The organism is Neorhizobium sp. NPDC001467, from assembly GCF_050275975.1.
Taxonomy (GTDB): Bacteria; Pseudomonadota; Alphaproteobacteria; order Rhizobiales; family Rhizobiaceae; genus Neorhizobium.
This window is the reverse complement of the sequence record NZ_JBNNPS010000006.1, coordinates 204,404-217,077: the sequence shown is the minus strand read 5'-3', so window position 1 is coordinate 217,077 and position 12,674 is coordinate 204,404. Positions and strand designations below refer to the sequence as shown.

The following is a 12,674-nucleotide window of genomic DNA, read 5'->3' as shown; positions in this document are numbered from 1 at the left end:
ACGGAACGGGCCGGATCGCATGAAACTTCTCGCCGTCTGCATCGGCCACCCGGAAAAGCTGCCGGGGAAATCCTACAAGACCGGCATCAACAAGGTCGCCACCAACGCCTCCGTGATGATCGACAGCGAAGGTGTGGTCGGCGATGCCGTCTGTAACGGCAAATATCATGGCGGGCCGGAGCAGGCGGTGCTGCTGGAAGGATCGCTGACGATGGATTGGTGGTCACAGCAGTTGCGACGTACCCTTTCGCCCGGTACGTTCGGCGAAAATCTCGTCATCCAAGGTCTCGAAAATGGCACGGTCAGCGCCGGCGATCGCTTCGTCTTCGCCAACGGGCTTGAACTGCAGGCCACGTCAGCGCGCACGCCCTGCGCCACGCTCGCTGCCCGCCTTGAAATGCCCTCGATCGTGAAGCTCTATCGCCAAGCCATGCGGCCGGGCATCTATTGCCGCGTTATCAGCGCCGGCACGGCTAGGGCCGGCGAAGCTGTCGAACATGCCCGCCACCAGGGCGTCAAGGTGCCGATCCCGGAAATGCTGGAAAAATTCGGCAAACGGTTGCGGGAAGAAGATGCTGAACGCTTTCTCGCAGCACCCATTCACGCGGATATGCGCGCCGCCATCATGGCCGGAAAGCCGGCAAAGTTCTGAGATCGGCCGTTCAACGCGACGCGATTGCGGCAGCGGCGCCGGCCATGGTCCCGGCCGAAATGCGGTTGGAAATCCTGACCGCACGCGGGCTTTTCAACAATTGTCGCGCCTTAGCAGCCAGCGTCATCCAGGCGAGATCGACGGCGGCCAGCACGACCAGCATCGCGGCAACCAGTTCCAGCCATCCGGTCAGCGTCACGCCGGCAAGGTCGATGATGGAAGGCAGCAGCGCCACGTAGAAAATCATGATCTTGGGATTGCCGAGCGTCACCGCGAGACCGGCAAAGAACATCCTTGTCGCCGACCGGCTCTCCGGCAAGTCCTCGCCCCCGACGGTCGCCGGAGCAAACCACATTTTCCAGGCGAGATAGAGGAGATAGGCAACGCCGATCCATTTGATGGCGACGAAAACGGCCTGAAAACTTTCGGCCACTGCGGCAAGACCGGCCACGGCGAAGGACAGCCAGATGGCCTCACCGACCCACATCGCGACAACGAATGGCAGCACGTCGCGCCAGCCCTTGGAAAGGACCCGCGCGACCAGGGCCGCAATGCTCGGACCAGGCGAACCAGCCGCCACGAACAGGGCAGTTGCAAAAACCAGAATGGATGGCAGCGTCATGAAAGCCTCTCAAACACTCGGGCGGCGCAAACCGCGACTGTATTCATTCATCCGCCGGCAAGTCTCCCCGCACGGGCGGGGAGATGTCCAAGGCAACCGGCCAGCTGGGCCGATAGCCTGAAAGTCAAATCAGAACGGGAACTTCATGCCCGGCGGGATCGGCAGGCCGGCCGTCAGCTCGCGGGTCTTTTCTGCCGTTGTAGCATCCGCCTTGTCCTTGGCATCCTTGTGAGCGGCGATGACGAGATCTTCCAGAATCTCGACCTCGTCTTCCTTGAATAGCGACGGATCGATCTTCACGCCCAGCATTTCACCCTTGCCGTTCAGGCGCACGGTCACCAGGCCGCCGCCCGACTTGCCCTCGACTTCGAGAAGGGCGATATCCGCCTGCATCTTCTCCATCTTGGCCTGCATTTCCTTGACCTTGCCCATCATGCCCATGATGTCGCGCATCAGCAATCTTCCTTATTGATCGGTGTCGATATCGTCGCCGGGCAGAATATCGCCCTCGGCGGTTTCGATCACGGCCGGAGGGGCCGCAATCTCGTCCTCGTCGGAGGTATCGTCGGCGCGAATGCGCACATCGATGACCTTGGCGCCGGGAAACTGGCCGAGAATGGCCATGACATCCGGGTCTGAACGGGCGTCGACCAGACGCGTCTCACGCGCCGTATTGTCGATCTCGACCAGCGTGGCCGATCCCTCTTCCTTGCTGAGCGATATGACCCAGTGAATACCGGTCCATTCCTTCAGCTTGACGCCGAGTTCACCAGGCAGCGAAGCCGGGCCGCCATCGGTCAACCGCATGTCCAACCGGCCGGGTTCGATTTTGACCAGTCGCACGAAGTTGCGCACCAGCGCCTTCAGCTTGGCGTCACGGTTCTTCGCACACAGATCGACGATGTCGTTGAGTGAACTGACCGATACCTGCGGCGCGGCCTTTTCCGCTGGCTGCTGCTCGATGCGCCCTACCGGCATTTCCTGCCGTTCCGGCATCGGCACGGCATGCAGGCGCGCTGTCGCACCACTGGTGCCGACGCCCGGAGGCATGCCGATGGCGCGCGCACGCGTCATCGGTGCAGATTGCATAGAATGCGACCCACCGCCATTGCCGCTCAGTGCACCACGCGGAGCGACACCTTCGCCGCCGCCATTGGCGATATCCAGCATCCGTCGCGCCGCTTCCTCCGGGGAGGGAAGGTGGGCGGCATGCGTGAGCCGGATCAGCACCATTTCGGCCGCCCCGGCCGGGCGTGAAGAATTTTCCGCTTCCGGAATGCCCTTCAGCAGCATCTGCCAGATGCGCGACAGGGTGCTTACCGCAACGGACTGTCCGTATTCGGCACCCCGCGTGCGCTCGACTTCGCTCAACGAAGGATCGTTGGCAGCATCGGGTATATATTTGAAACGGGTAACGAGATGGGTGAAGTCGGCGAGATCCGTCAGCACCACGACCGGGTTCGCGCCGGCCTCGTATTGGGCAGTGAACTCGGCTAGCGCCGCTGTCACGTCGCCGGCCACCACATGGCCAAAAAGGTCGACGATGCGGGCGCGGTCGGCAAGGCCCAGCATGCCGCGCACAGTGTCGGCCTGCACGTGACCGCCGCCATGCGCGATCGCCTGATCAAGTAGAGACAGGCCGTCACGCGCTGAGCCTTCGGCCGCACGCGCGATCATGGCGAGCGCTTCCGGCTCGGCCGCAATGCCCTCCTTCTGCGCGATCGTGCCGAACAGACCGACCAGATCGGCGGCACTGATGCGGCGCAGGTCAAACCGCTGGCAGCGCGACAGGACGGTGATCGGAACCTTGCGGATTTCCGTGGTCGCAAAAATGAATTTCACATGTTCCGGTGGCTCTTCGAGCGTTTTCAGCAGACCGTTGAAGGCTTGCGTCGACAGCATGTGCACTTCGTCGATGATGTAAACCTTGTAGCGCGCCGAAACCGGTCGGTAGCGGACCTGCTCGATGATTTCGCGGATATCGTCGATACCGGTATGCGAAGCGGCGTCCATCTCGATCACGTCGACATGGCGGCCTTCCATGATCGCCTGGCAATGTTCGCCGGGTTCACGCAGGTCGATGGTCGGACGGTCGATTTCCGAGGTCTTGTAATTGAGGCCGCGGGCGAGAATGCGCGCCGTCGTCGTCTTGCCGACACCACGCACGCCGGTCAGCATGTATGCTTGGGCGATACGGCCGGTCTCGAAGGCATTGGTCAGCGTACGGACCATCGGCTCCTGGCCGACCATCAGGTCCGAAAAATCCTTTGGGCGATATTTACGCGCCAGAACCCGGTAACCGCTGCCGGCCGTCGGGTTCTGCGAGGCGGCAAAGGTCTGGATCGAGGTCGGCCCGGTATCGCTCATGTCACCGCCAGTGCGTACGGGCCGAACCGGCCGATCGTGACCGCGCCGGAATGCGACCAAAGTGAGAAGGGTGGGAGGCTGGCACGGCGACCCGTGCCTGGCTCGTTAGGGCTGCTTCCTTCCGGACCTGACCCGGTTGGCGAGTGGCTCGTCCACCACCAACCTCCCACCGCTCATATCGTCAATAACGCTGGCAAATGCAAGCCAAGCCTGTAAAAATCTGCGGGCGGTGTTTCCGCGCCTCATAAAAAGACTAGGTGAACGGAGGATTTCCCATGGCGGCGTTTGAACTGGATGAGCGTCTGGCGCGCGACACGGTGCTCGCGACTGTCACCGGCCTGTGCCAATTGCGCGTCATGAAGGATGGTCGCTGGCCATGGGTCATGCTGGTGCCGCAGCGAAACGGCATTTCCGAGATATTCGAGCTGACGCCGCTCGATCAGGCACTGCTGACATTCGAGACCAACATGGTTGCCGCGGCGCTGAAGAACGTGACGGGGGCGAAAAAGATAAACGTCGCCGCAATTGGAAACATCGTCAGTCAACTCCATGTCCATATCGTCGCGCGCTTCGAAGGAGACCCGAACTGGCCCGGCCCGATCTGGGGCCATGGTTCGGCCGAGCCGCGCGGCGAGACCGAGATGCAGCAGTTTGTCGAGACGCTGACGCAGGCGCTCTGATCCATTCCCACGATGCGGTGAATTCCCCATGACGAAGGCACTTTTCGATACCGACGCGCCCCATCCCGAACCCGGCAGCCTCACGGCTTTTGCGGGCAATATGCTGGACCGGCAGGCTGAATACAGGAACGAGGATTGTATCGAGAAGGCGCTTGCGGTCGAAGGAACGCATATTCTTGCCTTTTCCGGCGCCAAACTTATCCTCAAGCATGAGGATCGCGTTCTCGACCCATTGTTTGCAGCCTATGAACTGGCCGACATGCAGCCGGATTTCGACAATGCCGTGCTGCTCGGTTACCGCGAAAACGGTGAGCCGCGCATTGCCGTTCCGGTCAGTATCGCCGCGGATGATCTCGCCAGCCATTTCAAGCCTGCCGATGCCCGCGCGCTTTATCGAGACGCGTTGCTGGAGGGTGAAATCCTCGGTGAAGTCGCGCAAGCCGTCAGCGTTCTGACCTGGAATGCCGCCAACCGGTTCTGCGGCAAATGCGGTGCGCCGACGGAAACACGGCTCGGCGGTTACAAGCGCGTCTGCACGGCCTGCGATCACACCATGTTCCCGCGCACCGATCCGGTGGTGATCATGCTGACGGTGGATGTCGAAAACGATCTCTGCCTGCTCGGCCGCAGCCATCATTTTCAGGAGGGCATGTATTCCTGCCTTGCCGGCTTCGTCGAACCCGGCGAGACGATCGAGCACGCCGTGCGCCGCGAGACGTTCGAGGAGGCCGGGATCGAGACCGGCCGCGTGCGCTATCATGCATCGCAGCCGTGGCCGATGCCGCATTCGCTGATGATCGGCTGTTATGCCGAGGCGACTTCATCCGAGATCAGGATCGATCCTCAGGAAATGTCGGACGTACGCTGGTTCACCCGCGCCGAGGTGGCCGCAATGCTGGATGCCGCGCCGGGCAGCCAATATGTTGCGCCGCATACGGGTGCCATTGCCTACCGGCTGATGCGAGACTGGATCGAGTGGAGTGGCGAACGGTCGGGCACGGTCTGAGCGATCTGTCCGCTGGACCGACTGCATCGATGAGTGCCTGATGCGTGCACCCGGCAAGGGTGAGCCATTTGCCCTTTGCCGGGACCGAAGGACGTTGAAGCTGCCGCGCTTCGATCCAAAGAACGGTCTTTCATCTCCAAAGAGGAAAACGCGCCACATCACGGTGCTTGCCATTGCACCCGCGAATCCTTAGCTCCTCCTGAACGACAAGCACGAATCGCGATGGCCGAAAAGACCTCCCTGTCCCGCCTGAAACTGACCGACTTCCGCAATTACGCTCAGGCGTCGCTTTCCCTCGACGGACGGCATGTGGTGCTGACGGGCGATAACGGCGCCGGCAAGACCAATCTTCTGGAAGCCATCTCCTTCCTCTCTCCGGGCAGGGGCCTGCGCCGCGCCGTTTTGTCCGACGTGACCCGCGTGGGTGCATCCAACGGTTTCACCATTTTCGCAGATGTCGATGGTCGGGAAGGGGAGGTCGCGATCGGTACGGGGATCGAAGGCGATGGCGAAGGCCAGGCCCGGCGGTTGCGCCTCAATGGCACGCCGGTCCGCTCTGTCGAGGAACTCACCGACCATCTCAACGTCCTGTGGCTGACGCCGGCCATGGATGGATTGTTCACGGGGCCTTCCGCCGATCGCCGACGGTTTCTCGATCGGCTGGTGCTGTCGCTCGATCCCGCCCATGGAAGACGCGCTGCGGACTATGAGCGGGCCATGCGCAGCCGCAACCGGCTCTTGTCGGAGGGGCGGTTCGATCCGGCGTGGCTTTCCGCCATTGAGATGCAGATGGCCGAACTCGGCATTTCCATGGCCGCGGCGCGGCGCGAAATGCTGGGCCTGCTGACCGGTCTCATTGCCGGAAGCGACGCCTCGCCCTTCCCTTCGCCCGAATTGCAACTGAGCGGGTTCCTGGACGATGCCGGCGACCGCCCGTTTGCCGACATGGAAGAGGATTTCCTGTTCATGCTGGACGAGGGGCGCCGCCGCGACGCCGCAGCCGGTCGAACGCTCGCTGGGCCACACCGTGTTGATCTTCTGGTCAGGCATCGCGACAAGGACATGGATGCAGCGCGCTGCTCCACCGGTGAGCAAAAGGCGCTTCTGGTCGGCCTTGTTCTGGCGCATGCGCGGCTGACGGCGAACATGACCGGATTTGCACCCGTTCTTCTGCTCGACGAGATTGCGGCGCATCTCGACGAGGGGCGCCGCGCGGCTCTGTTCGATCTCGTACATGATCTTGGCGGGCAGGCCTTCATGACCGGCACCGACCGAGATATGTTTTCGGCGCTTGGCGATCGAGCCCAGTTCCTGACCGTAGCCCAGGGTGGTATTGCCGGGTGAGCGGTTACGCAAAAGACAGGCCGATGCTAGATTGGACCGATGGAAGCCTTGACGCCTGAAGAGATCGAACGCTATCGACGCCATATTCTCCTGCCTGAAATTGGCGGCGCGGGACAGCAGGCGTTGAAAAATGCGCGGGTGATGGTGATCGGTGCCGGCGGACTGGGTGCGCCGGTTCTGCTCTACCTTGCCGCTGCCGGCATCGGGACGCTCGGTTTTGCCGATGACGATCGGGTATCGCTGTCCAATCTGCAAAGGCAGGTGATCCACAACACCGGCACGATCGGCGAGGAAAAGACGGCCAGCGCGAAGAAGACCATCGCGCGGCTCAATCCGCATGTGCGGGTCGTCACCTTCGAAGAGCGGTTTTCAAGCACCTGGGCGCACGATCATCTCAACACATTCGATCTGCTGATCGATGGATCCGACAATTTCGATACCCGCTACATGGCCGCGGATGCCGCGGAACGCGCGCGCATTCCGCTGGTCACCGGCGCTGTGGGCCGGTTCGACGGATCGGTAACCGTGCTGAAACCCTATGAAAGCGGTGCCGACGGCGTTCCGGGGCCTACCTATCGCGACCTGTTCCCGCAAAAACCGCCGGAAGGGCTGGTCCCCGCCTGTGCCGAGACCGGCGTCATCGGCGCGCTGACCGGCGTGATCGGCACGCTGATGGCCATGGAGGCAATCAAGCTCATTACCGGCATCGGCGAACCGCTGGTCGGGCGCCTGCTGCTTTACGATGCCCTGTCGGCGCGGTTCGACACGATCAGATACAAACGCCGTCAACCGAAAGCCGCCGAATGACCGAGATCATCCGTATCGGGCCTGATTTCCAACGCTGGGACGAGCTTTTCGCGCTCATCCTGTCTTCCTTCGCCTATATGGACGGCGTCATCGATCCGCCTTCTTCCGCCAACCGGCTGACGCTGGCGGCGCTCGCCTTCAAGGCACAGACGGAAGTCGCCTTCACGGCGGTCGAGGATGGCAAACTTGTGGGCTGCGTCTTTTGCAAACCCGAGGATCGCTTCCTCTATATTGGCAAGCTGGCCGTTTCGCCCGCTTTCCAAGGCAAGGGCCTGGGCCGAAAATTGCTGGCAAAGGCGGAGCGGGTGGCGCATCAAAGGGGACTACCGGCGCTCAGGCTGGAGACCCGCATCGAGCTTGTCGGCAACCACGCCACGTTCGGGCGCTGGGGTTTCAAGAAGACCGCCGAAAACCGCCATGCGGGCTTTGACCGCACGACCTCCATCGAGATGCAGAAGCGGATCGCCTAGTCCCGGCCGGGCAGGACGCGGTTCGGGGGGCGGTGGCCATCGAAATAGGCGCGGATGTTGATGATGACCTTGTCTCCCATGTCGACCCGGCCCTCCAGCGTGGCCGATCCCATATGCGGAAACAGCACTGCCCGGCCATCCCTGGCAAGCTTCAGCAGTTTCGGATTGACGGCCGGTTCGTTCTGGAAGACGTCCAGACCGGCTCCGGCGATCTTGCCGTCGCGCAGCAACTGGATCAGGGCTGCTTCGTCGATCACGTCGCCGCGCGCGGTGTTGACGATGATCGACGACGGCTGCATCAAGGCCAGGCGTCGAGCCGAGAGAAGATGAAACGTGGCGGGCGTCGAGGGGCAGTTGATGGACACGATATCGACGCGTGCCAGCATCTGGTCGAGGCTTTCCCAATAGGTTGCCTCGAGTTCCTCTTCGGTGGCGGGGTTGATGCGACTTCGGTTGTGGTAGTGCACGGCGAGGCCAAAGGCCTTGGCCCGGCGCGCGACGGCCGTGCCGATCCGGCCCATGCCGACAATGCCGATGCGCTTGCCGCCAATGCGCCGGCCAAGCATCCAGGTGGGTGACCAGCCTTCCCATTGGCCGGGTCGCTCCATCAGTACCTGAGACCCCTCGACCAGACGGCGCATGACGGCAAAGATCAGTGCCATCGTCATGTCGGCCGTATCCTCCGTCAAAACATTGGGCGTGTTTGTAACAGTAATGCCTTTTTTCGCGGCGGCATCGACGTCGATATGATCCGTGCCGTTCGAAAAGCTCGCGATCAGTTTCAGTTGCGGTCCGGCCTTTCCGATCAGTGCGGCATCGATCCGGTCGGTAACGGAAGGGACGAGAACGTCAACCTTCGCCATCGCGTCAGCCAGTTCGGCGGGGCTGCGCGGCGCGTCATCGATGTTGAGTTCCGCGTCGAAGAGCTCGCGCATGCGGGTTTCCACGGCGTCCGGCAACTTTCGCGTCAGATAGACCCTTGGCTTCTTCTTGGCGGTCATGCTGTTCAGAGGTCCTTAACCAAGTTTTGCGATCCTGACTGGGTTAGCGTTTTCTACCAGACCCTTCGGCGAAGACAAACGAAACCTGTATGGTGGCGCGGGTTGCGCGGAGGGACGGGCACGGCTGACCACGGCCGGAACCTCTAGGACTAAACATATGCCTCGCGTAATCCGCAATCTCATCCTTGCCATCACGCTTAGCTGCACGGCGGCTGCGCCGGGCCTTGTTCCCCCGGCTTTCGCGCAGGGAGCGGCAAAGGGCGCCAGCGGCCTGCCGCTGCCGCGCTTCGCCAGCCTGAAATCGCGAAAGGTCAATATCCGAATCGGTCCGAGCACCGATTACGCCGTGTCCTGGATGTATATGAAGGCGGGAACGCCGATGGAAATCATCCAGGAATACGAGAACTGGCGCCGCGTGCGCGATGCCGATGGCACCGAGGGCTGGGTCAACCAGGCGCTGCTGTCGGGCACCCGCACCGCCGTGGCCGCCCCGTGGATGCGGGGCAAGGGCGACGACGTTTTCGTCAACATGCGGCGCGGGCCGGAAAGCTCGAGCGCCATCGTCGCCAAGGTCGAGCCGGGCGCGGTTCTGACCATCGGCGAATGCAATGGCGACTGGTGCCACGCCGAAGTCGGCGCAGCGGAAGGCTGGGTCAACCAGGCTGAAATCTGGGGTGCCTATCCCGGAGAAGCCTTCAAATAAAACCTAGATGAGGCCTTCGGCCTTTGCCAGCGGCTGCATGGATTGCAGGGGGCGTGGCCCCAATTGCTGGATCACGATGCCGGCTGCCAGACAGCCCAGCTTGCCGCATTCTTCCAGTGAACGGCCGCGTGTGTAGGCGAGTAGGAAACCGGCGGCGAAAAGATCGCCGGCACCGGTCGTATCAACCAGCGTGTCGATCAGCATGGCCGGTACCTTGATGCGCTCGCCACCACGCACAATGACAGCACCTTTTTCCGACATCGTGACGGCCGCCAGCTTGCAGTCTGCGCTGATCCGGTCGAGCGCCTGCTCAAAGTCGTCGGTTTCGTACAGCGACATCACTTCCTGTTCGTTGGCGAACACGATATCGACCTTGCCGGAACGCATCAGGTCGAGAAACTCGTCGCGGTAGCGACCGACGCAGAACGTGTCGGACAGCGTCATCGAGACTTCGCGTCCGGCCTCATGGGCGATGCGGCTGCATTCCAGAATGGCTTCCTTGGCGCGCGGCGGGTCCCAAAGATAGCCTTCGAAATAGGTGACCTTGCTCTCCCGGACCACGTCTTCCTCGACATGTTCGGGACCAAGATCGACGCATGCACCGAGATAGGTGTTCATCGACCGCTCGCTGTCGGGCGTGACGAAAATCATGGAACGGGCGGTCGGCGGGAAGGTGCCGTCCGGTCTGGTTTCGTAGTGCACGCCCTGCGCCCGGATATCATGCCGGAAAATTTCACCGAGCTGGTCGGCGGCGACCTTGCCGAAATAAGCAGCTTTGCCTCCAAGATTGGCAATGCCGGCCGCCGTGTTGGCGGCGCTGCCGCCAGAGGCCTCATGCGCGGGCCCCATCAGCGCATAGAGGCGTTCCGCACGTTCCGCGTCGATCAGGTTCATGGCCGCCTTGGTGATGCCGTTGTCGGTCAGGAACGCATCGTCGCAGCGCGCGATGATATCCACGATGGCGTTACCGATGGTGAGGACGTCGAACCTGCTCATATGCCGATGCTTCTCCGCAATTGGGTTTCACCCGTCATAGCCGTTTCTCATTCTAAAGGAAGCGAAAACCCCATCCTCGTGCCTACATCGGCAGGGCTCCGCAAGGACATGCGCTTGTCGCGCAACGGGACCCGCTTTTATCGCGATGGTGGCTGAGGTGGAACGGGCCCTTCTTTTTGTTGGTTACAGCGGCCATGCAAGCTGGAAGAAGGAGCTGATGGAGACCGCAAAGAGATGTTCGGCCGTCAAGCGCATTCGGTGGCATTGCATTTGTCGCGATGACGGATATGCGTTAAACGCAATCATATCCCCGTCTGCGAAAGCATGTTCGTGTCCGCTGTCTTCCTGAATGTCGCTCCGGTATTTCTTCTCATTCTGCTTGGCTGGATACTGGCGCGGACCAAATTCGTCAGCGCCAAAGTTGGAGATGCGCTGGGCGAATTTGTCTTCAAGCTGCCGCTGCCCCTTCTGATCTTTCGCACGCTGTCCGAGGCGGATTTTCATGGCGCTTCACCATTTCGGCTGTGGATCGCCTATTTCACCGGCGTCGCCATCACTTGGACGGCGGGGCATCTGGCTGCACGGTATGTCTTTGGACGCGACGCCAAGATCGGCGTCATCGCCGGCATGTCTTCCGCATTCGCCAACAATGTCTTCATCGGTCTGCCCCTGGTCGGCCTATCCGTCGGCAATGATGGTATCGTGGCGCTTTCCATCCTGATTGCCATCCATCTGCCGTTGATGATGATCGTGGGAACCGTGCTGATGGAAAGCGCGGCTGCCAAGGTGGACGGCGGCGGGCGCCGCAGCCTGGCCGCCGTGCTGAAACAGGTGGGTTCCAACCTGATCCGCAACCCGCTCGTCATCGCGCTGTTTGCCGGCCTTGTGCTGAATGGTCTTAATCTGACATTGCCGTCGCTCATCAGGAATCTTGTAGATCAGATCGCCTCAACCACGGCGGCGCTGGCGCTGATCTCGCTCGGCATGACGCTTACGCAATATCCCATCCGCGGCAATCTTGGTCTTGCTGCGGTCACCGCTTCGCTGAAGCTGATGCTGATGCCGGCCTGCGTCTATGTCGTTGCCCATCTCCTCAACCTTTCGCCCGCCTGGACGATGGCGATCGTCATCACCTCTTCCGTTCCGACCGGCATCAATGCCTGGCTGATTGCCGTGCGGTTTCGTGCCGGTCAGGGCATGGCAGCCTCGACCATCAGCATCACCACGTTGTTCGGCGTGCTGACCGTCAGCTTCTGGATGTGGCTTCTGGGCTGACTTTCTACGACGGACATCAAAAAGCCCGGGCTGAGCCGGGCTTTTCCTCTTCCAATCCAACAATCAGTTCGTTGCCGGCGGCGGCGAGGCCGCATCCGGCAACGGCTCCGGCGCATCTGCAAACGTGCGCAGGTAGGCGATCAGGTTGGCGCGTTCGTCGTCTTTCTTCACGCCCGCAAAACCCATCGCCGTCCCGGGAATGTAAGCCTTTGGGGCGGCCAGGAAGTGGTTGAGATGGTCATAGGTCCACTTTTCTTCGCCGCCCTTGGAGAAATCCTTCATCGCGGCCGAATAGCTGAAGCCTTCATGGGTGGCGATGGGGCGATTGACGATACCGAAGAGATTGGGACCAACCTTGTTCGGGCCTCCCTTCGCCCCGTCATGACAGCTTTGACACTTCTTGAACGACGTTTCGCCGGCTTTGGCATCGGCACTGGCCAGCAACTGTGCGATCGGCACGGCTGCCGGCGCTGCGGCCTCCCCGCCGCCTCCCGCTGCCGCTTCCTCCGCAACGATCTCGAAACCGGCCTTTTCGGGTGCCGGTGAATGAAAAAGGCCTTCCGAGGCGATGGACACCGACATCAGTACGAAGACCGAGGCCAGAAAGGCACCCACGCCCATATTCACATAGGGATTCACGATCACATCCTCCCACTTGACCGCCAAATCCCGACGGTGACTTGAATTCGTGCAAAAGCTATGTCTTTTGCACCACGCGTGCAATCCGAATGTAACACGCGCAACTGAGACG

At 61.6% G+C, this 12,674-nt stretch carries 14 protein-coding genes and 1 other RNA gene; 8 read left to right on the top strand and 7 right to left on the bottom strand.

Features of this window, described 5'->3' with window-relative positions:
- Positions 1–19: 19 nt before the first annotated feature.
- Positions 20–652, top strand: coding sequence for an MOSC domain-containing protein (locus ACQKKX_RS14495; RefSeq protein WP_427571516.1), 633 nt, complete (start codon positions 20–22; stop codon positions 650–652).
- A 10-nt stretch (positions 653–662) separates the two neighbouring features.
- Here ACQKKX_RS14495 and ACQKKX_RS14490 read toward each other — a convergent pair whose 3' ends face one another.
- The 4 genes from ACQKKX_RS14490 to ffs form a co-directional block, all read right to left on the bottom strand.
- The gene (locus tag ACQKKX_RS14490; protein ID WP_427571514.1) at positions 663–1,274 is read right to left on the bottom strand and encodes a LysE family translocator; all 612 of its coding nucleotides are present in this window, start codon (positions 1,272–1,274) and stop codon (positions 663–665) included.
- Positions 1,275–1,403: 129 nt separating this feature from the next.
- A complete protein-coding gene (locus tag ACQKKX_RS14485) occupies positions 1,404–1,727 on the bottom strand; it encodes a YbaB/EbfC family nucleoid-associated protein (protein ID WP_112729496.1) in 324 nt (107 codons plus the stop codon).
- Between the two features lie 12 nt (positions 1,728–1,739).
- The gene (locus ACQKKX_RS14480; RefSeq protein ID WP_427571512.1) at positions 1,740–3,641 is read right to left on the bottom strand and encodes a DNA polymerase III subunit gamma/tau; all 1,902 of its coding nucleotides are present in this window, start codon (positions 3,639–3,641) and stop codon (positions 1,740–1,742) included.
- Positions 3,642–3,711: 70 nt separating this feature from the next.
- An RNA gene (gene ffs, locus ACQKKX_RS14475) (signal recognition particle sRNA small type) lies at positions 3,712–3,808 on the bottom strand.
- Between the two features lie 108 nt (positions 3,809–3,916).
- On the opposite strand from ffs, the gene ACQKKX_RS14470 reads away from it, so the two are divergent.
- From ACQKKX_RS14470 to ACQKKX_RS14450, 5 genes are all read left to right on the top strand, one after another.
- Positions 3,917–4,321: an HIT family protein gene (locus tag ACQKKX_RS14470; protein ID WP_427571510.1), complete on the top strand. Its 405-nt coding sequence runs from the start codon at positions 3,917–3,919 to the stop codon at positions 4,319–4,321.
- A gap of 28 nt (positions 4,322–4,349) precedes the next feature.
- Complete coding sequence (gene nudC, locus ACQKKX_RS14465) at positions 4,350–5,327, top strand: NAD(+) diphosphatase (protein ID WP_427571508.1); 978 nt, start codon at positions 4,350–4,352, stop codon at positions 5,325–5,327.
- Between the two features lie 222 nt (positions 5,328–5,549).
- The gene (gene recF, locus ACQKKX_RS14460) at positions 5,550–6,671 is read left to right on the top strand and encodes a DNA replication/repair protein RecF (protein WP_427571506.1); all 1,122 of its coding nucleotides are present in this window, start codon (positions 5,550–5,552) and stop codon (positions 6,669–6,671) included.
- A 39-nt stretch (positions 6,672–6,710) separates the two neighbouring features.
- Positions 6,711–7,478, top strand: a complete 768-nt coding sequence (locus tag ACQKKX_RS14455) for a molybdopterin-synthase adenylyltransferase MoeB (protein ID WP_427571504.1) — start codon at positions 6,711–6,713, stop codon at positions 7,476–7,478.
- Positions 7,475–7,948: a GNAT family N-acetyltransferase gene (locus ACQKKX_RS14450; protein WP_427571502.1), complete on the top strand. Its 474-nt coding sequence runs from the start codon at positions 7,475–7,477 to the stop codon at positions 7,946–7,948. Before ACQKKX_RS14455 ends, ACQKKX_RS14450 begins: the two co-directional genes overlap by 4 nt.
- On the opposite strand, the gene ACQKKX_RS14445 is transcribed toward ACQKKX_RS14450, so the two are convergent.
- On the bottom strand, positions 7,945–8,949 hold the full coding sequence (locus ACQKKX_RS14445) for a 2-hydroxyacid dehydrogenase (RefSeq protein WP_427571500.1): 1,005 nt from the start codon (positions 8,947–8,949) through the stop codon (positions 7,945–7,947). The two genes, ACQKKX_RS14450 and ACQKKX_RS14445, sit on opposite strands and share 4 nt — an antisense overlap.
- 157 nt (positions 8,950–9,106) lie before the next feature.
- On the opposite strand from ACQKKX_RS14445, the gene ACQKKX_RS14440 reads away from it, so the two are divergent.
- Positions 9,107–9,652 carry an SH3 domain-containing protein gene (locus ACQKKX_RS14440; protein WP_427571499.1) on the top strand — a complete coding sequence of 182 codons (546 nt, stop codon included), beginning with the start codon at positions 9,107–9,109 and terminating at the stop codon, positions 9,650–9,652.
- Positions 9,653–9,655: 3 nt separating this feature from the next.
- Here ACQKKX_RS14440 and ACQKKX_RS14435 read toward each other — a convergent pair whose 3' ends face one another.
- Positions 9,656–10,648 (bottom strand): adenosine kinase, encoded by a 993-nt coding sequence (locus ACQKKX_RS14435; RefSeq protein ID WP_427571497.1) that lies wholly within the window; start codon positions 10,646–10,648, stop codon positions 9,656–9,658.
- Positions 10,649–10,978: 330 nt separating this feature from the next.
- Between ACQKKX_RS14435 and ACQKKX_RS14430 the strand changes: the two genes are divergently transcribed.
- Positions 10,979–11,923, top strand: coding sequence for an AEC family transporter (locus ACQKKX_RS14430; protein ID WP_427571495.1), 945 nt, complete (start codon positions 10,979–10,981; stop codon positions 11,921–11,923).
- 63 nt (positions 11,924–11,986) lie between these two features.
- Here the strand turns inward: ACQKKX_RS14430 and ACQKKX_RS14425 are convergent, their stop codons facing one another.
- Entirely contained in the window at positions 11,987–12,562 is a 576-nt protein-coding gene (locus ACQKKX_RS14425) for a c-type cytochrome (protein WP_427571493.1), read from the bottom strand.
- Positions 12,563–12,674: the final 112 nt, after the last annotated feature.

What these genes read in the sequence shown, in the direction of transcription:
- ACQKKX_RS14495 (WP_427571516.1), top strand. Translation starts at nt 20, where the DNA reads ATGAAACTTCTCGCCGTCTGCATCGGCCACCCGGAAAAGCTGCCGGGG.
- ACQKKX_RS14490 (WP_427571514.1), bottom strand. Translation starts at nt 1,274, where the DNA reads ATGACGCTGCCATCCATTCTGGTTTTTGCAACTGCCCTGTTCGTGGCG.
- ACQKKX_RS14485 (WP_112729496.1), bottom strand. Translation starts at nt 1,727, where the DNA reads ATGCGCGACATCATGGGCATGATGGGCAAGGTCAAGGAAATGCAGGCC.
- ACQKKX_RS14480 (WP_427571512.1), bottom strand. Translation starts at nt 3,641, where the DNA reads ATGAGCGATACCGGGCCGACCTCGATCCAGACCTTTGCCGCCTCGCAG.
- ACQKKX_RS14470 (WP_427571510.1), top strand. Translation starts at nt 3,917, where the DNA reads ATGGCGGCGTTTGAACTGGATGAGCGTCTGGCGCGCGACACGGTGCTC.
- nudC (WP_427571508.1), top strand. Translation starts at nt 4,350, where the DNA reads ATGACGAAGGCACTTTTCGATACCGACGCGCCCCATCCCGAACCCGGC.
- recF (WP_427571506.1), top strand. Translation starts at nt 5,550, where the DNA reads ATGGCCGAAAAGACCTCCCTGTCCCGCCTGAAACTGACCGACTTCCGC.
- ACQKKX_RS14455 (WP_427571504.1), top strand. Translation starts at nt 6,711, where the DNA reads ATGGAAGCCTTGACGCCTGAAGAGATCGAACGCTATCGACGCCATATT.
- ACQKKX_RS14450 (WP_427571502.1), top strand. Translation starts at nt 7,475, where the DNA reads ATGACCGAGATCATCCGTATCGGGCCTGATTTCCAACGCTGGGACGAG.
- ACQKKX_RS14445 (WP_427571500.1), bottom strand. Translation starts at nt 8,949, where the DNA reads ATGACCGCCAAGAAGAAGCCAAGGGTCTATCTGACGCGAAAGTTGCCG.
- ACQKKX_RS14440 (WP_427571499.1), top strand. Translation starts at nt 9,107, where the DNA reads ATGCCTCGCGTAATCCGCAATCTCATCCTTGCCATCACGCTTAGCTGC.
- ACQKKX_RS14435 (WP_427571497.1), bottom strand. Translation starts at nt 10,648, where the DNA reads ATGAGCAGGTTCGACGTCCTCACCATCGGTAACGCCATCGTGGATATC.